At 49.1% G+C, this 19,430-nt stretch carries 16 protein-coding genes; 6 read left to right on the forward strand and 10 right to left on the reverse strand.

What is annotated here, in order from left to right:
* The coding region (locus O4H47_RS04840) for a HAMP domain-containing protein (protein WP_269392828.1) at nucleotides 1-1,208 on the reverse strand (1,208 nt) is incomplete at its 3' end.
* A gap of 318 nt (nucleotides 1,209-1,526) precedes the next feature.
* Between O4H47_RS04840 and O4H47_RS04845 the strand changes: the two genes are divergently transcribed.
* From O4H47_RS04845 to O4H47_RS04855, 3 genes are all read left to right on the forward strand, one after another.
* Nucleotides 1,527-1,973, forward strand: a complete 447-nt coding sequence (locus O4H47_RS04845; protein WP_269392829.1) for a carboxymuconolactone decarboxylase family protein — start codon at nucleotides 1,527-1,529, stop codon at nucleotides 1,971-1,973.
* Between the two features lie 7 nt (nucleotides 1,974-1,980).
* On the forward strand, nucleotides 1,981-2,892 hold the full coding sequence (locus O4H47_RS04850) for a sigma-70 family RNA polymerase sigma factor (RefSeq protein WP_269392830.1): 912 nt from the start codon (nucleotides 1,981-1,983) through the stop codon (nucleotides 2,890-2,892).
* A 76-nt stretch (nucleotides 2,893-2,968) separates the two neighbouring features.
* On the forward strand, nucleotides 2,969-4,402 hold the full coding sequence (locus O4H47_RS04855) for an MFS transporter (protein WP_269392831.1): 1,434 nt from the start codon (nucleotides 2,969-2,971) through the stop codon (nucleotides 4,400-4,402).
* Between the two features lie 35 nt (nucleotides 4,403-4,437).
* Here the strand turns inward: O4H47_RS04855 and O4H47_RS04860 are convergent, their stop codons facing one another.
* The 3 genes from O4H47_RS04860 to O4H47_RS04870 are packed head-to-tail and all read right to left on the reverse strand — an operon-like array spanning nucleotide 4,438 to nucleotide 9,576.
* Nucleotides 4,438-5,283: an ABC transporter six-transmembrane domain-containing protein gene (locus tag O4H47_RS04860; protein ID WP_269392832.1), complete on the reverse strand. Its 846-nt coding sequence runs from the start codon at nucleotides 5,281-5,283 to the stop codon at nucleotides 4,438-4,440.
* Nucleotides 5,284-5,340: 57 nt separating this feature from the next.
* Complete coding sequence (locus tag O4H47_RS04865; protein WP_269392833.1) at nucleotides 5,341-8,448, reverse strand: efflux RND transporter permease subunit; 3,108 nt, start codon at nucleotides 8,446-8,448, stop codon at nucleotides 5,341-5,343.
* A gap of 3 nt (nucleotides 8,449-8,451) precedes the next feature.
* The gene (locus O4H47_RS04870) at nucleotides 8,452-9,576 is read right to left on the reverse strand and encodes an efflux RND transporter periplasmic adaptor subunit (RefSeq protein WP_269392834.1); all 1,125 of its coding nucleotides are present in this window, start codon (nucleotides 9,574-9,576) and stop codon (nucleotides 8,452-8,454) included.
* A 470-nt stretch (nucleotides 9,577-10,046) separates the two neighbouring features.
* Between O4H47_RS04870 and O4H47_RS04875 the strand changes: the two genes are divergently transcribed.
* Entirely contained in the window at nucleotides 10,047-10,634 is a 588-nt protein-coding gene (locus tag O4H47_RS04875) for a TetR/AcrR family transcriptional regulator (RefSeq protein WP_269392835.1), read from the forward strand.
* A gap of 323 nt (nucleotides 10,635-10,957) precedes the next feature.
* Here O4H47_RS04875 and O4H47_RS04880 read toward each other — a convergent pair whose 3' ends face one another.
* The 6 genes from O4H47_RS04880 to O4H47_RS04905 are packed head-to-tail and all read right to left on the reverse strand — an operon-like array spanning nucleotide 10,958 to nucleotide 16,971.
* Complete coding sequence (locus O4H47_RS04880; RefSeq protein WP_269392836.1) at nucleotides 10,958-11,596, reverse strand: isochorismatase family cysteine hydrolase; 639 nt, start codon at nucleotides 11,594-11,596, stop codon at nucleotides 10,958-10,960.
* Nucleotides 11,597-11,598: 2 nt separating this feature from the next.
* The gene (locus tag O4H47_RS04885) at nucleotides 11,599-12,366 is read right to left on the reverse strand and encodes an N-formylglutamate amidohydrolase (protein ID WP_269392837.1); all 768 of its coding nucleotides are present in this window, start codon (nucleotides 12,364-12,366) and stop codon (nucleotides 11,599-11,601) included.
* 9 nt (nucleotides 12,367-12,375) lie between these two features.
* A complete protein-coding gene (locus O4H47_RS04890) occupies nucleotides 12,376-13,269 on the reverse strand; it encodes a branched-chain amino acid ABC transporter permease (protein ID WP_269392838.1) in 894 nt (297 codons plus the stop codon).
* A gap of 1 nt (nucleotide 13,270) precedes the next feature.
* Nucleotides 13,271-13,990 (reverse strand): ABC transporter ATP-binding protein, encoded by a 720-nt coding sequence (locus O4H47_RS04895; protein WP_269392839.1) that lies wholly within the window; start codon nucleotides 13,988-13,990, stop codon nucleotides 13,271-13,273.
* A 17-nt stretch (nucleotides 13,991-14,007) separates the two neighbouring features.
* Nucleotides 14,008-15,165, reverse strand: coding sequence for an ABC transporter substrate-binding protein (locus O4H47_RS04900; protein ID WP_269392840.1), 1,158 nt, complete (start codon nucleotides 15,163-15,165; stop codon nucleotides 14,008-14,010).
* A 27-nt stretch (nucleotides 15,166-15,192) separates the two neighbouring features.
* Nucleotides 15,193-16,971 carry a branched-chain amino acid ABC transporter ATP-binding protein/permease gene (locus O4H47_RS04905; RefSeq protein WP_269392841.1) on the reverse strand — a complete coding sequence of 593 codons (1,779 nt, stop codon included), beginning with the start codon at nucleotides 16,969-16,971 and terminating at the stop codon, nucleotides 15,193-15,195.
* Nucleotides 16,972-17,093: 122 nt separating this feature from the next.
* On the opposite strand from O4H47_RS04905, the gene O4H47_RS04910 reads away from it, so the two are divergent.
* Both O4H47_RS04910 and O4H47_RS04915 read left to right on the forward strand, forming a co-directional pair.
* Nucleotides 17,094-17,948, forward strand: coding sequence for a MurR/RpiR family transcriptional regulator (locus O4H47_RS04910; protein WP_269392842.1), 855 nt, complete (start codon nucleotides 17,094-17,096; stop codon nucleotides 17,946-17,948).
* Nucleotides 17,938-19,251: a glutamine synthetase family protein gene (locus O4H47_RS04915; protein WP_269392843.1), complete on the forward strand. Its 1,314-nt coding sequence runs from the start codon at nucleotides 17,938-17,940 to the stop codon at nucleotides 19,249-19,251. The genes O4H47_RS04910 and O4H47_RS04915 overlap by 11 nt, the downstream gene beginning before the upstream one ends.
* Nucleotides 19,252-19,430: the final 179 nt, after the last annotated feature.

Consider the following 19,430-nt stretch of genomic DNA (forward strand, 5'->3'; position numbering starts at 1 on the left):
GCTGCGTCCACAACTTCGCCAAAGGCACGTTGCAGTTCTTGCATCATATCCGCACGTTCCACCATGCGCTGCTTGGAGGCCATCTTCTCTTCTTCGGTCATTTCATTCACCCGAAGTCCATTGGCCCGGAAAACCTCAACCGCTCGCGCCATCTCGCCAAGTTCGTTGGTTCGCTTTGTAAATGGGACGTCCAGATCAAGATCACCATTTGCCAAATCGCGCATGGTGGTCGTGATGCGTTTAAGAGGCTGCGTAATCGTCCATCCAATTGCAATAGCTGCCAAGATGGTCAGAACGAGAGCCGCACCAATGACCGCCAATATAAATATGCGGGCATTTTCTGTCACAGTTTCAAGGTTTTCGCGAGCCAATTGGCCGTTGATGTCAGCGTTGGCAATAACGACAGCTAACTCGTTGTCCATGGATTGGTAAAGTTGATCCAATTGTTGTTGAAAGTCTATGTGACGCGACTTTGCGCCAGCATATTCATCGAACGCAAGATTGTATAATTCGATCAGATCGGCCAACTCAATGCGTTCCATTGGGTCGACATTTTCCTTTTGCGCGGCCCGCAACACTTTCTTGATCTGTTTGTCGACGTTGAGAATGTTGCGATCGCCACCACCAACCACAAACTCACGTTCGGCCAAGCGCATGCGCGTATACTCAAGATTGATTAGGTCCGATTTGTAAGGTTTGATTTTGCTCGCCACCACCTTGTCTGCTTCGGTAAATTCGAAGTAGAAGCCGCTTTCTGCTTTGGGTGATATCTCGATGCTTGTTTCTACCAGCGCATCAAAGAGCCCGCGATATTCAGCCAACTGAAGTTTGAGGCGCTCAATGTTTTCAGAAATGTCACTTTGACCAACTTGTTCTGAAAGCGCGTCAAGCAGGGCAGCCGTGTTGGTGCTTTCCGCGCGTTGCATATCAGCAATGGCAAGGTCGTCTCGCAGGATGAAATCTTTCTCAAATTGACGCACAGCCAGATTTGAGCGCCCCACCGCTTGGGCAAGCTGCTGCACTTTAGCGAAGTGACGCTCGCTCGCTATTTCGACTGATTTTTGCTGCTCGGAAAGCAAAAACAACCCACCAACCACAACAATGAGCAGTGCGCTCAGAACAGCGCCAATGGCAATGCGCGTGGAGATCTTGAGCGATTTGAACATAGAAAAGTCTGGCCTTGAAAACCGTATACGTGGGAAATTCATCTGGTTTCCTCCTCACCAAATTCTAGCGAAGAATAGTCTGCAATGGTTTCTAATTGGTTACATACCAATTTAATACAAATAAGCCCCAACCTAAGGAAAGTTCGTTGGATGCGACCGCATTCTTCATGCAGATGCCATTTCTAAGAACAGCTTGCTTGAAACGTTTTGCGATCCGTTCCAGCGTTTTTCGGGCGCAGTAAGCTAATGAAATGGTGATATCAATTATAAGAAAAGCAAAAAACAAACTGCAAAGACGTCACAACATGGCGCCGCCAATCGTCATCATCACAGGTATCAAGACCAGAACATGGAGTGATTATGACGACGACGTTTGAAGATGGTAGCGCCCCGATTGTGCACGAACAGGTAGATCCGCAGCTCATAGGACATTTAGGGCAAGTGCATCCAATGATGGCCGAGCGTGGGTTGGGTGCTGGGTTATCGGCTCTAATTGAATTAAGAATTTCACAGATCAACCAATGTGCCTATTGCGTCAACCTGCATATAGTGGAGGCGCGTAAAGCGGGCATTGAACAAGAGAAGCTAGACAAGCTTGTGGTTTGGCAGCATTTCGATGTTTTTTCTCCGGCTGAAAAAGCTGTATTGGCTTGGGCAGAAGCGTTGACTTACCTCATCGATGGTACAAATTACGCCAGTTTACGCGCCAATCTGCGTGCCCACTTCTCCGACAAAAACATTACAGCCATCACCACTGATATTGGTATGATCAACCTGTGGAACCGCATTCAGATATCCAAACACTAGGTCTGGCATGACACAGAAGACTGATATTTTCGAAGACGCAAGACCCAAGCTCATGGGTCTTGCATATCGTCTTTTGGGATCATTCAGCGATGCCCAGGATATTGTCCAAGATACTTATGTGAAATGGTTGGCCCACAAGGGGGATTTGGACACGCCTATGGCGTGGCTCAATCGTGTTTGCACAAATGCGTGCCTTGACCAATTGAAGTCAGCCCATCGAAGTCGGGTGGATTATGTCGGATCCTGGATACCTGACCACATCCAAACCGAATTTGTACAAAGTGCTGATGAGCAATCTGAGTTTGCATCCACTCTGAGCACAGCGTTTTTGCTTTTACTTGAACGGCTCACCCCTAAAGAGCGGGCGTCCTATTTGTTGCATGACATCTTTGCAATGCCCTTTGACGAAATCGCGGATATCTTGAACCTGCAACCGGCGGCATGTCGAAAAATGGCGTCTAGAGCACGCCGGTTTGTCAGCGAAAGTAACACGCGCCATTTGCCGTCGGTTAAGCGGCAACAAGAGCTTTTGGCCGCATTCCAAACAGCGCTCTCGACTGGTGACACGACGCAACTCAGTTCAATGCTGCGGGACGACAGTAAGTTGCGCGCTGACAGTGGTGGAGAAGTCGATGCGGTGCGTCAAGTGATTGAGGGTCAGAAAGAAATCGGTACCTTCGTTGAAAGCGTCTTGCAAAAAGCTTGGAACAATATGCAAATTGATGTTGTTTTCATCAACGATGCCCTTGGGCTGACAATTCATGATGGCCCCACCCTACATGCGACTGTTTCATTTGGCTATGATCTGAACGGCTCTGCAAACCAAGTTTTCATAATGCGACATCCAAACAAACTTCGAGAGTTCCAACGCTCTGGCACCATGAAAATCTGCTCTTTTGTTCCTGAATCTGGCGCCTAAGTCACAATCCGCACTTTCCAATCGTCAAGTTACAAAGTGCCACAATTGTCGGCATCCTATGCGTGAAGGAAAGCACATGGCAGAAACTCATTCCACCCCCAAACCATCCCGCTGGAGCGACTTGGCCGAAAAAGGGCACCTGGCCTATTCGGTTTTGTTTGCGGGCAGCGTGGCTTTGCATGCTGTGAACGTTTTCATCTCGATCACGATCATGCCAACGGTGGTTCGTGATATTGGCGGACTTGGATTATATGCCTGGAGCTCAACCGTTTTCATAGCTTCATCGATATTAAGCGCGGCACTGACATCCCAACTACTGGGGTTGTTGGGCATAAAAGGCGCTTATATTTCTGCTGTCGGCATTTTTATTCTTGGCACGACGCTGTGCGCCGCAGCTCCGGATATATGGACCTTAATTCTTGGTCGTGCCATCCAGGGGGGCGGTGGTGGCTTTTTTTACGCCCTTTCATATGCGGTCATTCGTTTGGTCTATCCCAAACCGCTGTGGCCCCTTGCGATTGGTTTGATTTCCGCCATGTGGGGTGTTGCCACTCTGCTTGGCCCAGCAATCGGCGGGGTATTCGCCCAAATACAGGCATGGCGCATGGCATTTTGGGTCCTGATCCCCTTTGCTACAGCAATTGGTGGGTTGGCCTTAATAAGTCTGCCCTCAAAACGGGTGGCACATGACCGCACCAACGTAATTCCATTCGCCCAACTTTTGCTGCTACTTCTAATTGTCTTAAGCGTTTCAATCGGAAGCATCAACACAACAGTGATTAAGGCCATTTTTGCGTTGGCTATGGTGGTATTTTTCGGCGGAGCTTTGGTGTTTTTTGACCGCACTTTAACCGCAAGACTTTTACCAGCAGGGAGCTTTTCGCTTAAATCGAGTTTAGGGGCACGCTATCTATATGTGGCGCTGATTATTCTTGCGATGCAGGTCGAGATTTTTGTGCCGTTCTTTTTGATTAGATTGCATGGGTTGTTGCCCATTTGGGCCGGGTTTATTGGTGCGTTCATGGCGCTTGGCTGGACAGCTGGCTCAATGCTGACGGCAAATTGGCAAGGCCTAAAGGTTCGCGTTCTTTTCCAACTCGGTCCATTGATTTGTGCCATAGGATTGCTGCTACAAGGATTGTTTTTACCCCAACTTTCAGACGGACATTGGATCAACCTGGCGCCCATTTGCTTTGGCCTTCTTGGCATCGGATTTGGCATAGGCGTGTCATGGCCACACATCGTTGTACAGATCTACAATTGCGCACCGGCAAAAGAGCACGACTTGGCCGCCGGGGGCATCACCACTGTCCAATTGTTTGCCACGGCCTTTGGGGCTGCGCTGGCGGGCATGGTCGTAAACCTTGCAGGACTGAGCAATACAATCTCCCCACTAGAGCAAACCCAAGCTGCATCGGCCCTATGCCTCACATTTTTGGCGTTTCCAATCGCATGTGTTTTTGTCGCGCGCGGTTTCTCAAACGTGCCAAAGCGAAAATCTAACTCTTGATGTGCGAACAGATTTATCGAAAGGCTATGCCACAGTTAATTTTCGTTTATCCGTATCGTTATTTCTTTAAGACGTGACCAACTTTGCAATGTCATTGGGGCTGCAAGAGCAGACTCAACGAATTCCCAAGAATAACTGAGAATTGCAAAAATCGCCCCGACAGAAACGGCAAGGGTCGTTGTAGCGTACCACAAATTGAACATGATCATGCCAAACAGCACTAAGAATATCGCTCCATAAAGCAATGATTCCGCATCCGAAATTTTGACTTCCGTTCTACGCAGGTAGAGCAAGTGAGATTTGAGCGCTAATCGCTTTCTCAGCGTTAGGATATCAATTTGCATCTCTGTTTGATGGTTCAATTCGCCATTCAAGTTGTAAAATCTTTTGTGAAACAACACATATATGAGCAGGATAAGTGCGAAGGTAATTGCTGCGGCCGCTGCCAAAAACGCGTCAAACGAAAACAACACTATGATTGAAATGGCAAGTTGAACAAAAGCCATTGCCCCGTCCGGAATTTCGTTTTCCAGAAAATCAGCTAGTTCTCGCCCCATACTTAGTCGGGCATTCAGGGCTGAAATTGAAGTCGCTCTTGAGTTTTGGGACTGCAGGAGGCCCACATGAACACGCACTGCGCCAAAAACGCGTGTGTCATAGGCTCTGCGCCCAACACTCAGAGCGACAAGCGCGAACAAAACGACGCCAAGCAACCATAATTCATCTGTGCGGTCTTCAAGAAGGCCATCTATGGCAAAGCTCATGAAGAGAGGAATGAGCGCCATTGAGGCTGCTTCACACAAAGTCAAAAACCAGGTCAGTGATATCCGACCGGGAAAAGTGCAGAACAACGCCCGCATCCTTATTGGCTTGTCACTCATATTAGCCTTTTCGTTTTATCAAATCGAACAGACCGCCAAGCCGTCACCAAATCGGGCTTAGATCGTCTTGCCTGAACCCGATATTATTCGCTTGAAGTCTTCAGAAATTGCGAGCAACACAGGCACCAAAATCAACATTAGCGCTGTGCCAAATATCTCACCATAAGCCAGCGAAACCGCGGCGGGGATGAGATATTGAGCCTGTTCAGATGTTTCGGCAAGTAGTGGTAAAAGTCCAACAACAGTTGTTGCTGTCGTCAAGAAGATCGCCTGAAAACGTCCAATGCCCGCATCTTTGAGAGACTGGCTTACATCCTTTCCGCTTTCGCGCGCTTGATTATACCGCGTGATCAAGACCAAACTGTCATTTACCACCACACCCGTGAGCGCCAGCATTCCAAAGAAGGAAAAGAGCGACAGTGATATACCAACGATGAAGTGGCCAACTGCCGCGCCAACAAATCCAAACGGGACAATGGCCAAAATGACGAGTGGCTGCCAATAGCTTTTTAGCGGAACGGCAAGAAGCACGTAAATGAGAACAGATGCGATAAGCAGGGCCCGTACCAAGCCGTCTTGTATTTCCCCCATTTCTTCTAGTTCACCACCAGATGACACGGTAACGGAGGGATATTTTTTTGCAAACACCTTGATAATATCACGGCTTACCGCTTGACCAACTTCGGATGGCGAAACAATGGATCGGTCAATAGAGGCAGCAACTGTATTAGAGAGCTTGGCGTTGGTTCGGCTTACCGAGCCAGAAACGTAAGACCCTTCTATTGTTGCGACTGTTGTCAATGGCACCCATTGTCCATTTGTCGAACGCAACTCCGATTTCAAAAGATCATCGATTGTATCACGAGCAGTTTTGGCATTTTGCACGAGCACCTTGACCTCATTTCCCTCGCGCAGAATGCGCTGAACGTGGGCACCGCCAAAGTTTTGGCCGATTTGGGTCGCGAGTGTTTGCGCAGTGAAACCCAAACTTCTCGCCTCCTGCCGAACCCTTAATCGCAGCTCAGGCTGCCCACCCTGTAACGAATCCCGCACATTGCTCACACCTTCAATACTGCCCAGGTATTCGCGTAGTTCTTTGCTGGCAATGCCGAGAAGCTGCGCGTCTTTTGACCGAAGATCTAATCTAAACCCGCCGCCCAGTTCTTCGGCGCCAGAAAACTGCAATTCCACCACGCCCTCAACCTGGCCAACCCGTTTGCGCCATTCACGCAACATGTCTAAAATTTTGACCCCCGGACGTTCGGCAACGGGACTGAGTTCTGCAAAGATTTGCGCCTCATTTGCGCTAGAAATCAATACGAATGTTGTGCGGATCGGAACCTCATCAAGTTCGTACTGTACTTTGTATTCGTCATTAAGCTCATCGCCGATTTTCTCAATATGCGCCACATTATCTCTAGTCAGCGTAAAGGGCGCTCGGGCGTCCATTTTCAAGTTTATAGTGATCACTTGCCCTGGCACGTCTGGAAAGAAAACAAGTTTGATTTTTCCATTTGCCACGAGGCCAAGCCCCAAAACAGCAGCCGAAATGAACATCACCAGCACTGCATAACGATGATGAACCGCAGCCACTAGCATGGGGTCGTAGATCTTGTCCCGGAACCAAAACAATCCAAATTGTGCGATGGATTGCACTTTGGACCACATTCGAGCCGGCAACGATTTGCCCGGCTCACCAATTTTGATGTGAGCCAAATGCGCGGGCAAAATGAACTTGCTTTCAATAAGCGAAAAAACAAGTGCCAAAATTACTACCCCTGAAAATCCAGCCAAAACTTTGCCCAGTGGATTATCAATAAGCAACATAGGGAAAAACGCAGCGATGGTGGTCAACACACCAAAAACGGTGGCCGTAGCAACTTTTTGCACACCCGTTTCTGTACCCATTATCGGGTCTTTGGTTTTGCCCCGCTCCTCAAAAACGCTTTCCCCCACCACAACGGCATCATCCACCAGAATTCCTAGGGCGATGATCAAACCAAAGGTAGTGACATCATTGAGCGAATAATCAACCCATTTCGAGCCCGCCACAGCTATTGCGCCCAGGACAGAAATCGGTATGCCCATAGCCACCCAAAACGCCAAACGAACGTTTAGAAAAATCGACAGTATTAATGCCACCAAGGCCAAACCTTGAACACCGTTGGATCGAAGCAATGCCAATCGATCAGAAATATAGTTGGAGCTGTTTCCCCAAACGGTGATGTTAACGTTTGGAGGCAATTGAGGTGTAAAATCTGCCACCGTTCGCGACACCACATCTGCGACCTTAAGTAAGTTTTCTTTTTGGCCGATCAATACTTCCATGCCGACTGTGTTTTTGCCGTTCAATCGAAACAAGAAGTCACCTTCAACAAAAGCGTCGCTGATGTGAGCAATATCACCCAACAAAACACGAGAGCCGCCTTCGCGCTCGATCACAGGAATGTTTTCAAAATCGCTGACATATCTTGCTCGATCGTCAGCGCGCAACAAAATGTTCCCACCTGATGTACGAAGCGAGCCGGCTTGAAAGTTCAGCGAGTTTGATTGGATAGCATCGACAATATTTGCCGTGGTAACATTGAGCTGGCGCAGTTTCTCTGGTTCAACTTCAATACGCAGCTCTTGAGGAACAATACCCCAGATTTTCAACCGAGACAGTTCTGGTTTTGCCAATAACTCCTCTTTGAGGCGACGAGCCAGCGTCTGCAATGTTGCGGGGTCCGTGTCGCCATACAGATTGACGTAAAGTGCGGGAAAGTCGAAACCGGATGCCTCAATCACCGGTGATCGTGCCTCACTTGGCAGATCCGAAATAGCGTCGATCCGCAGGCGGACCTTATCCAGGAGTTTTTGCAAGTCTTGACCGCCGGCTCGCCTCACGGACACAAAGCTAAACCCTTGCGAGGATTGTGACCTAATCTCTTTGACGCCCTCCAGACCTTCTAGCGATTGCTCGATGCGGTGTGTGACAAGTTCGCTCACCTGCTGCGCGGTCGCGTTGGCATAGGTTGTTGAGATTTGAACACTCTCTGCGGGTATCCGCGGAAAACCTTCGATCCGCATTGAAACCAAAGTCATACCACCAAGGAACAAGATCAACGCCATGAGTAAATTGGCAGCAACCGGGTTGCGGATAAACCACGATGTCAAGCTATGCATATTCTAATTTCCATTCGCAACCACTGGCTGTCCGGGCAAAAAGCTGGCCAGTGGTGTTTTGACAATTTGCCAAGTATCACCCTGGTCTGGGGCTTGGATGAATATCCGATCGTGTTTTCGAAAAAGGATTTTTGGCGTTAGGCGTTGCAGCAGGTCGTCCTGATCGACATGCCAGACGTACCCTTCCCTTGTCATTGAGTCCGCGGACAAGTCCAAGACGCCATTCAACAAGCGACCATCAAACGATGCTTGTAAAAACTCTCCCGCAAGGACCGAAGTGTCGCCTTGCGGATTAACGCTCAAAAACACGCGGTACTGTCTCGTGTTCTTGTCAAGATACCCACCACTCTGGCGTATGGTTGCGCTGCCAACCAAGTTTCCTTGATCATCCAACAAATGCGTGGTCTGTCCTTCTATGGGATGGTCAAGCAGATCCCAATTTCTTCGATCCAATTCAACCACCATTTCGAAATGACTGTCGTCCTGCAAAAGCACAAGCGTCTCGCCCACGGATACTGATTGTCCTAAACTGGCTTGCCTTTGCGCAACAAACCCCGAAAACGGCGCTGAAATGGTGGTGTCTGAGAGTTGCATCCGTGCGACATTGAGTTGTGCCTTGGCCGCGACAACCGTTTTCTCCGCAATATCTAACTCTGGGATTTTTAATGCGAGATCATTGGGTGGGGAGCTCCCGTCGCGTTCAAATTGGTTTCGCGCTAATTGTGTTGCGTTTTTGGCGCGCCATAAGTCGAGTTTTGCTTGGGCAAGGATTTGCTCCGCACTTGCAAGCGTTGCTTGATATTGGTTTTTTTCAATTTCGAAAAGCGGTTCATTTTTTGAGACACGCGAGCCTTCTAGCGCCGCATTGTATACCTTTATTATTCGACCAGAAACGGAGCTGCGAATTTGCGCATTCCATTGCGGGCTAACTTCAGCGAAAACGCGGACCTGAGCAACCTGATCAATCGGATGTATCTGTTCAACAGAGACAATTTGCAGCGAAATGTCGCCCTCGACTTTTAGGACTTCCACTTCATCCTCCAGCGACAAAACGTAGAGCGTTACGATGATCAAGACCGTTAGGGAAAGAACAATCAAAACCCACCGTTTCTGTAATATTGAAATCACCGAATTCTTCCCTTTTTTGCAGAACTTTTTTCTCGAATACACGCCTTGTTGGGCTGGCAAATCACGTTTGCCTTTTTCACGCTCTATTTGTCTTGCCAGTGTTGCTGGCAGCAACCGCATCCCCGGGTTTAACCAAACGTCCCTTCGGCTGAAAAGAATGCGTTTCTCATCTGTTTCCCGTCTTGCCAGGTCTATTGGGATTGGAAACTTGAGTGGACTTGAGGAAGCAGAAACAACTCTTAACTGTCGACAACGGTTTGACTTCTTGCTGTGGTATGCATTTGATTGTTAGGATTCATAATCGCCGGAATTGTTCTAGGACGCAGGGAAGAACCATTGAAACAAAGGTGCGCTGATTTGCCCCCACCACGAGCCACTAGCCTGAATTCCCTCTTTCAGTTTAGCTCGCCCATAAATATGAACGAACGATCGTTCACTATTTAGTTTTTAGAACTCGAGATGTCAAGTATATGCCTGAAAAAGAAAAGCCAGTTCATCCCCGCAAGATCGAAATTGTTGATGCAGCAGTCACTTGTTTTTTGGAGCGCGGATATCATCAGACAGGCGTGCGCGATATTGCCAAACAGGCTGGCGTCAGTCTTGGCAATCTTTACAATCACTTCAAAGGAAAAGAAGACGTCTTGGCATTCATTGCCGAGATTGAAGTTAAAGAAACAGGCCATTTCATAGAATTGCTTGTTGAGCCTGATGACCCTTTGGCAGCACTCGAACAGTTCATCTATGAATATGCGATCTACATCTCGCATCCCGAAAATGCGCTGCTGGGGGTTGAGATTTTGACCGAAGCAATACGCAACCCGATGATCTCTGATGTGTTTGGGAAAAACCGGACCAGGTTGGTTGACGCCCTCGTCAGTTGCCTCAACAAAGGGATAAAACTCAAAGTTTTCGCTTCATATGATGATTTATCCACGATCGCCTTCATGATGTTGGATACTCTAGAAGGGCGCGGCATTCGTAACCTGGAGCAGAGCACAATTGACGAAACCTCAATCCGATCACTGCAATCGTTTATTCTTAATGGTCTGAAACTTTAGTGCCGCAGTGATTGTGAGAGTTATTCTAGCTTGGTGAGCAATTTACTCGTGCAAGAAGGGAAGCGATTTATCACCGACCAGAACCAACGCGTTCAAGCTCTATACTTAGCAAGCAACTTTGAGGTGCTGGTTTTAGTATCCGCTATGCCGGTTGGGTCCGGTTCGTGTGACGCTCTATAAGCAATGCGGAACGCCACACGTTTTGACCCAATTGACCAACAAGTCGGGCACCATTTTTCTGGTCGAGCCAAGTTCGATTGATAGCATGTTGCAGCAACAATTCACTGTTTTGGTTATTGAGATAAAGTTCTAAGCCGTTTGACTTAACCAAGCTCGCTAAGCAATTCTTGAGTTGTGACTTGTCGACAATATCCTTTGATCGTGTTTATTGAATTTGTGTGTCGCTCAGGGGTATAGGTCGCGCAAGCATCTGTAACTTGGGTCACCAAATAGCCAAGATCACAAGCGTCACGAATTGCGCTTTCAACGCATTGATCGGTGATGATGCCCGATATAACCAGTTGTTTCACGCCTAGGTTTCGCAAAACGTAATCAATATGCGTTGAGATAAAAACCGACGAGGAAGACTTGGGCAACACAATCTCGTTTTCGTCAGGCATTAGTTCGTCGATAACCTTACCGTCCCAAGATCCCTTTGGCACATTGAAGCCGGTTATCTTGTAATCCAACGACCTATCACGGCCATCAAGTGTCAAGCTTTCAATCGTTGTGTACAAAACTTCCATTTGTTTCTTGCGAAACGCGGCCTGCAACTTTTGCATATTGGGGATCACATGTTCATCCATTTGCCCAAAGAACCAACCATAGTCTTTTTCAAACTCTGTATCGCTCAATTTCTTGAATTCGCCACCATCACGTTTTGCAGCGAAGTTCTGAACATCGACAAACAAGAGGCCGGACTGATCAGGTTGCAAAGGTATGATTCGAGAAAGTGTTTTCATTTTTAGTCTTCCATTAGTTGTGTGACGGCGTGGGCCAGCTGGTCGGCCCAAAAATTCTGTCCGATTTTGTCACTAATCTGGTCATTTCGCACTTCGATCAATGAATGTGGAATATTGTTCAATTCACCGTGCCTTGGAACAAACCAATCACTTTCGTCATCGATTTGATAGGGCTGGTTCATCCCAATAGAAATGTTGGGTTGATCTTTGCTGATCGCTGCAGCCAATTTTTCTGGTGTCTGTGCGTCGCCCCGAAACAAAAAGGCCAACGGCCAAGGGCGCGGCACAGCGCCCAGCACTGGGTTGAAACTGTGAATGGAAAGAACAAGTCGAAATTGTTTCGAACCAATTGCTTGATCAACTTCATGATGAAACGGCCAAAAGATCTCTTCGACGCGCAATTTCTCTTCAATGGGAGAAAGGTTTTTATTACCCGGTATCAATATGTTGTCAGCCATTTCGGGCATGGCGTCCGGGGCATTTGGCGGGCGATTGCAATCAATCACCAAGCGCGAGTATCGCTGCAAGATTGCCGGCGCGTTTAAGCGTGTTGCAAGTGCTTTGGTAAGCGCTGCAGCGCCGATATCCCAGCCGATATGTTTGTCCAAATCCGCCTTTTTTAAACCCAGCCCTTCAAGTCTTTGAGGTATATATTGGCCTGCATGTTCACAAACCAACAACACGTCCGCCTGGCCATGAGGGTTAAAAAAGTCAATTGGGTCTGGATCAGCGCCGCCAAGGAGACGCTGCAAGCCATTTTGTTGCTGCATTGAAATCTCCTACACTTTTTCCGCTTTTAACGAGGCTGCAGGCAACAGTCCATTTGGGCGCATCACCAAAACAAGCACAACAATGCCAAGACCGATTGGATCTCGGAATTCCTGCAATTCTGCGGGCAAAAATGCTGCAAGATAAATCTCGATAAAGCCAAGCAAAAACCCACCGGCAACCGCGCCGCGCAGACTACCCAGCCCACCCAAAATGGCAGCGATGAAGGCTTTAAGAACCGGGGTGAACCCCATCAATGGATCGACAGAGGCACGCTGGCTTACCCATAAAATGGCAGCAACACCTGCGAGCAATCCTGAAATTGCAAAGGCGCCGGCGATCACCGTATTGGCCCTGATGCCCATGAGCCGTGCAACCGCAAAATCTTCAGCTGCAGCACGCATGGCAATGCCGTATTTTTGCTTGGATAGAAACCGATCTAAAAGCACCAGCATCACGATAGTCGAAACAATTGCCAAAAGCTTGTTGGTGCCAATCACCATGCCGCCAATTAGGATGCTGCCAGATATGACGTCGGGAATGTTAACGGCTTGCGATCGAACGGAAATGAAGTTCTGAAAAAGAACCTGTAAGATCATCGCCACCGCAAAACTGGTGACCAACATGGTGGCGCCCGAGCTATTGCGCACTGGACGAAATGCAATTCGCTCCATGAGCACGGCAGCAAGCATGGAGGCCAATAAGGCAAGTGGTACGGCAAAAACAAAAGATATTCCCGCGAGGCCGCAATACATTAGCGTGTAGCCAGCGATTGTCATTAACTCACCATGGGCAAAATTGATTAGCCCCATGATTGAAAACACGACCGCCAACCCCAATGCCAAGAGCGCATAGGTACCGCCCAGTGCAAACGCATTGACGGTTTGTTGTAAAAATAGATCCATCTCACGCGCCCCCTAAATAAGCATTCTGTAGATTTGAGCTCTCGGCTAATTCCTCAGCTGCGCCCGACGTTGCAACCGTTCCATTGGCCAAAACGTAAGCACGATGCGCAATGTCCAAGGCCATGGAGACATTTTGTTCCACCACCAGAATTGTCACACCCTGATCGTTTAGCGTTTTGATCAATTCAAATATTTGTTCAATAATTTTTGGTGCCAAGCCGAGGGAAGGCTCATCCAGCAACAGCATTTTCGGATTACTCATGAGCGCCCGCCCAACGGCCAGCATTTGCTGTTGTCCGCCCGAAAGCGTGCCCGCAAATTGGTTTCGTCGCTCAGCCAAAATCGGGAACAGGTCGAAAACGCGGTCCCACGCCGCAGCAATTTCATTCGGATCCCGTAGTCCAAATGCTCCCATTTGCAAATTCTCAGCGACACTTAGCGTGCCAAAAACGCGCCGCCCTTCTGGCGAAAGTGTCATGCCAAGTCCGGGCAGCATTTCGGGGCGGATGTTTGTTATATTGTTGTCTTCAAAAATCACTTCACCGCTGAATGTTGGCACCAGGCCAACCAAAGCATTGAGTGTTGAAGATTTGCCTGCGCCGTTGGCGCCAAGCAGGGCGACGATTTCGCCCTGCTCAACATCAAAGTTGATCCCGTCAACCGCTTGCACGGCACCATAGCGCACATCAAGCGAACGGACTTGTAAAAGCGGTTGACCCATTTTGGTTTCTCCTAGCCTTATTGCATTCGAGGTGCAGGGATGATGGCAGGGTTTGGTGAAGGCTGACCGATCAGCTTGCGCTCCCCATTCGTCACACCAATCAATGTCACCTCACGCACTGGCATGCCGTTGGTGCCCTTGTAGGTGATCAGGCTGGTCGCCCCTTGTACATTTTCAAGATTTGCAATCGCATCGCGCAGTGCTTTTGAGTCTGCATCAGGCCCTGCGGCCAAACTCGCGGCTTCAATCACTTTTGCAAGGTCATAGCCAATCGCGTTGAACACTGTTTGGGATTCTTTGCCATAAGTTGCCTCATATTTGGCATCAAACGCAGCCATTGAGCTGTTTTCAGTTGGGTGTCCGGCTGTGGTAAATACCAATTGATCAGCGGCGGCCCCAATTGCAAAGGTTGTTGGACTGTCGATACCGTCGGATCCGATGACTTGGCTTGTTACGCCTGCTGCGCGCAGCGCCTTGATGAACGATGGGAAATCTGGCTCATATGCTGATGTCATCACCACGTCTGGCTGTGGGTCCATATTGGCGATGCGGGTCGCAATTGCAGAGAAATCCTGTTGGCCAAGTGTGTAAGTATCCTTGCCGATTACTTCACCACCAAGAGCCTGCATAACATCCGCGAAGTAGAGTGGCATGGATGTATATTGTGAATCTGGTGAGTAGACGATGTATGCCGTTTCCAATCCTTGATCATACGCCCATTGCGCCGAAACGGTTGCTTGCACATTGTCGCCCGGGAAGTTGGCGAACATGTAATCACCGCCAATCATGGGAAGAGTAGGCGAAGAAGCACATGTGGATATGGCCGGGACTTCAGCACTGGAAACGACAGATATTGCGGCCAACGCGGGGTCAGCATCGCAAGGCAAAATCAGCACTTTCGCACCTTCATCGACCAATTCCTGCGCTGCAATTGCTGTTTGCGCAGCATCAGAACGCACGTCCTTTTGAACCAACTCGATTATTAACGTGCCACCGATACCTCCTGCGGCATTAATCTCGTCGACCCCCAGTTTTAGCCCTTCAATCACTGGACCATCATAGGTTGCAAGGCCACCGGTTTGAGACGTTGCGACGCCGATTTTTAGGGTATCAGCGAATGTCGTGCCCGTCATGGCCACGGCTAAAGCGGCACCTGCCACAATTACCTTATTCATATTTCCTCTCCTTTTTTTAGTGGGCGCCTAAGCTGAACGCCCCAAATATGCGTCAATGACAGCTGGGTTGTTTCGGACTTCTTCTGGTGTCCCCTCAGCAATCTTTTTGCCTTCGTTTAAGACCGCAACACGGTCACAAAGCTGGTTAATGAGTTTCAGGTCGTGATCGACGAGCAAGATACCGATCCCCAAATCTGCGCAAAGCTGGCGCAGCGTTTCCATGAGTTGGTCGGTTTCTTCGCGGTTCATGCCCGCCGCAGGTTCGTCTAAGAACAAAAGCGAGGGCTGGCACGCAAGGGCACGTGCAATTTCGACGCGGCGCTGATCGCCATATGACAAGGTACCAGAATCTTCATTGGCACGGCCCAACATGCCCAAGCGCTCCAACGCGTTATATGTGCGTGTCTTCGCGTCGCGCCCACCTTTGGTCGAAAGGGCCGCAACATAAACATTCTGATAAACGGTCAGCTCGGGGAACAGTCGGATATTTTGAAACGTACGAGCGATGCCCAAATCCGCCATCTCGTTAGATTGACGGCCAACAAGGTCATTTCCATCGAGCAAAACGCTTCCAGAGGTTGGCGTAAGAACGCAAGACAATATGTTCATCACCGTGGTTTTGCCCGAGCCATTTGGGCCAATCAGGCCAAAGATCTCGCCGGACTTGATCTCGAGTGAAACATTATTCACCGCGACCAAACCGCCAAATTTCATAATAAGATCTTGTGCAACGAGCTCGGGCGCGGCCTCTTTCTCGGGCAATTGATTTGCAGCCTCTGGCGGCTTCACTTCGCGTGCAAATATGCGCTCTTCCCATTCTTTCAACCCGGCCAGACCATCGGCCTTTTTGAACATCGCGAACAGAATAATCAGTCCAATGCCAATTTGGGTGGTGCCAAAAATGGTCGGGATCTCAAGCCCAAAGAGCGAAAATCCGCCTTCAAGCCTACGCAAAACCTCGGTGATGAAGGTAATCACAAATGCGCCGGTTAAGGCACCCGTTACGGTTGACATGCCGCCAACAATCAACATTGAAAGCAGAAAAAAGGTATCGGTGAAATAGAACTTTTTGGGACTAAATGCCCCCAAAAAATGTGCAAGAAGAGAACCTGCAAGCGCCATAATCATCGCGCTTAGAACAAATGAAATGAGACGCTCTTTTTGAATATCGATACCTATTGCATTGGCAGCGATCGCATTGTCTCGCCCTGCGCGTAGGCGCAATCCCGATATTGAATCTCGGTAAATTCTGGCAACAACGAGTGCCAAAATGCAGGCAATGACCGCGGCGAATAGCGTTGTTTCTCTTGGCACGCCAAAAAAGGTCTGAGCGCCCCGCGTGACGTCGCGCCAGCCAATGGTTACTCCATGAATGATAATCAGCAGTCCCAGAGTGGAAATTGTCGCGGCGGAGCCTTCTAGACGTCCAATAGCAAGACCAACGATTGCGGCAACTATTCCCACCAAGATGAGCGCAACAATTGTCGCTGACACAAAGTCCAGCTGAACACTTGCCAGCCAGACTGGCAAATTCGGCAGGGTTGCTGTTTTTAGGGGTACGGGTAGGGTGAGCAGTGCGGCGCAATAAGCGCCAATGCCCATAAAACCAACGTGGCCAAAACTCAAGATGCCGCTATTGCCGCTGTAAACGCCCATGCCAGCCACGGCAATCAATGAGACCAAGAACACAATAACCGTGCGCTCGATCGCACTGCCGCCTGCAAGCGCAATGGCAGCAATGGCTGCTATCAACAAAATGATCGCGCCAGTTGCAAAAAGGATGTGGCGCATTGGTGCTGTGATCATTTACTCTCCCCCACCATGTTGGTTGCTGCTAGACTTTGATAAATATTTTTCAAAGTCAATACAAAAAAACATATTGACGAATTATTTTCATGTGAAATAGTGATCGTCATCGGAGGGGCTATATGACAGTGCGAGTGCAAATTGCAGAGCGAGCGGGAGAGTTTACCGCCAACGAGCGGAAGCTAAGTGCAACAATTTTGGCTGACTATCCGTTCGCTGGGTTGGCACCCATTCAGGTTCTTGCCGAAAAGACCAATGTCTCGGCGCCGACGATCTCGCGTTTTGTTTCAAAGCTTGGCTATGGCGGTTTTCAAGATTTCCAACAGCAATTAATTGCCGAGTTGAAAGAGGGGCAAAAATCTCCCGTGGACTTGCACTCAACGCGCCGTCAAGTTGAGGGGGATTATCTCGTTGGCTTTTTTCAACGCGCCGAAAAACTCTTGAGTGAAACCAGCGAAATGATTTCTGCGGGGCAATTTGAGCGCGTATGCGCGTTATTGTCCGATGACAAACGCGGCCTCTACCTAATCGGCGGTCGGATGAGCGATCCGATTGTGCAATATCTTTCGCGCCATTTGCGGCAATATCGTGCGAACGTTTTTCATCTGCCCTCAGACCCAGAAGTTTGGCCCGAATATCTTTTGCGCATGCGCCCAAAAGACATATTGGTCACCATCGACTTTCGTCGCTATCAGAATTCATTGCAAGAGCTGGCGCAGCTCGCGGTGAACAAACGCGGTGCAGGCGTCGTCCTGGTCACCGATAAATGGATGTCTCCCATTTCAAAACTCGCCACTGAGGTTCTGCCTGTGCCCATTGATAGTGGCACAGTTTGGGACAGCTATGCTGCAGCGCTTACGCTGGTTGAGGCCATCGTTGCGCGGGTTACTGAAAACAACTGGGAGCAAACACGCAAGCGCATAGAAGCTTGGGATTCAACTCGATTAGATTTTGAGGCACAAAAAAATGACGAATAGCCCTTTGGTATTTGCGGCGACTTGCGACCTGGCCGGTCAAGTTAGGGGCAAAGCATTTCCGTTGTCTGAGCACACAAAACGCATGAAGAATGGCATTGGTTGGGTGCCAACCAACAGCTTAATCACTTGTTTTGACACGATAGCACCCTCGCCGTTTGGTTCACTCGGCGACCTCGTTATCATCCCCGATGCCAACACCGAAATCAATGTTCAATTGGACCAAGATTCACCATCAGAGCGATTGGTTTTGGGCGATATTTGTGAATTGGATGGCAGCCAATGGGCATTATGCCCGCGCACAATATTGCGCAATGCGCTGAAGCGCTTAAAACGCCTCAGCGGGCTGAAGCTTAACGCTGCATTTGAGCATGAATTCCAACTCACCAACCTTGAAGTCCAGCCAGGCGAGGCCTTCGGCTATGGCGCATTTGCCCAACATCGCGCCTTTGGTGAATCCCTTGTTTCTGCACTGGAACAAGCAGGCATCACACCAGACACTTTTCTAAAGGAATATGGTGCGCGCCAGTTTGAAATCACAAATGGTCCAGCGCTGAATTTGCAGTCTGCAGACTGGGCAGTATTGCTTAGAGAACTTACAAAACGATCGGCCCTAGCCCACGGTAATCACGCCAGTTTTGCGCCAATTGCGGACCCTGAAGGTGTTGGTAACGGTGTGCATGTGCACATGAGCTTTTTGGACGAAAATGATCGACCCGCAACATTTGACCCAGCCCATGAATTGGGTATGAGTGATGTAGCCGGTGCCTTCATCTCGGGGATTTTGAAATATCTTGACGGTATTTTGGCGATTACGGCGCCGAGCGACATTTCCTATCTAAGGCTAACACCTCACCGCTGGAGCGCGGCATACAATAATCTGGGCTATCATGATCGTGAAGCCGCAGTTCGTATTTGCCCAGTGACCGCAAGCGACAATGAAAAGCGCGCCAAGCAATATAACTTCGAGTTTCGCGCAACCGATGCTGCCGCATCGCCTTACTTGGTGCTTGCAGCACTGGTGCATGCCGGCGCTCAGGGTATTGAGGATGCTCTTCCTATGCCCGCCGCAACGCAAGAAGACCTATCGTTGCTCAGTGAAAGCGCCCTGCATGAAAAGGGGATCGTGCGCTTGCCACAGTCGCTGAACGAGGCAATCAAACGCTTTGAACAAAACGAAACCATACAATCCTGGTTTGGTCAGCAGTTTTGCGATGTTTATGTTGCGCACAAACGCGCTGAAATTGAGCACCTTTGCGAATTGACGGACTTGGAGAAATGCAAGCAATATAGCAAGGTTTATTGATCAGCGATCAACTCGGCACTATTTGCAGCTAAAAACAACGCCGAGCTAAGGCTCGAACATAAATCGGGGACCTAGTTTGCTGGCCACAAAACCCCGTGTGATGGCGCTCTCTTGAATACTCAGGCGGCTTGTGGTTGGCAATGTTTGCACATTCCTTAGGCATAAAGGCCGCGCTCTGA

This window comes from Maritalea porphyrae (assembly GCF_027213965.1).
Classification (GTDB): domain Bacteria; phylum Pseudomonadota; class Alphaproteobacteria; order Rhizobiales; family Devosiaceae; genus Maritalea; species Maritalea porphyrae_A.

What these genes read in the sequence shown, in the direction of transcription:
- O4H47_RS04850 (WP_269392830.1), top strand. Translation starts at nt 1,981, where the DNA reads ATGACACAGAAGACTGATATTTTCGAAGACGCAAGACCCAAGCTCATG.
- O4H47_RS04890 (WP_269392838.1), bottom strand. Translation starts at nt 13,269, where the DNA reads ATGGATCTATTTTTACAACAAACCGTCAATGCGTTTGCACTGGGCGGT.
- O4H47_RS04915 (WP_269392843.1), top strand. Translation starts at nt 17,938, where the DNA reads ATGACGAATAGCCCTTTGGTATTTGCGGCGACTTGCGACCTGGCCGGT.
- O4H47_RS04845 (WP_269392829.1), top strand. Translation starts at nt 1,527, where the DNA reads ATGACGACGACGTTTGAAGATGGTAGCGCCCCGATTGTGCACGAACAG.
- O4H47_RS04910 (WP_269392842.1), top strand. Translation starts at nt 17,094, where the DNA reads ATGACAGTGCGAGTGCAAATTGCAGAGCGAGCGGGAGAGTTTACCGCC.
- O4H47_RS04900 (WP_269392840.1), bottom strand. Translation starts at nt 15,165, where the DNA reads ATGAATAAGGTAATTGTGGCAGGTGCCGCTTTAGCCGTGGCCATGACG.
- O4H47_RS04875 (WP_269392835.1), top strand. Translation starts at nt 10,047, where the DNA reads ATGCCTGAAAAAGAAAAGCCAGTTCATCCCCGCAAGATCGAAATTGTT.
- O4H47_RS04885 (WP_269392837.1), bottom strand. Translation starts at nt 12,366, where the DNA reads ATGCAGCAACAAAATGGCTTGCAGCGTCTCCTTGGCGGCGCTGATCCA.
- O4H47_RS04905 (WP_269392841.1), bottom strand. Translation starts at nt 16,971, where the DNA reads ATGATCACAGCACCAATGCGCCACATCCTTTTTGCAACTGGCGCGATC.
- O4H47_RS04880 (WP_269392836.1), bottom strand. Translation starts at nt 11,596, where the DNA reads ATGAAAACACTTTCTCGAATCATACCTTTGCAACCTGATCAGTCCGGC.
- O4H47_RS04865 (WP_269392833.1), bottom strand. Translation starts at nt 8,448, where the DNA reads ATGCATAGCTTGACATCGTGGTTTATCCGCAACCCGGTTGCTGCCAAT.
- O4H47_RS04895 (WP_269392839.1), bottom strand. Translation starts at nt 13,990, where the DNA reads ATGGGTCAACCGCTTTTACAAGTCCGTTCGCTTGATGTGCGCTATGGT.
- O4H47_RS04855 (WP_269392831.1), top strand. Translation starts at nt 2,969, where the DNA reads ATGGCAGAAACTCATTCCACCCCCAAACCATCCCGCTGGAGCGACTTG.
- O4H47_RS04860 (WP_269392832.1), bottom strand. Translation starts at nt 5,283, where the DNA reads ATGAGTGACAAGCCAATAAGGATGCGGGCGTTGTTCTGCACTTTTCCC.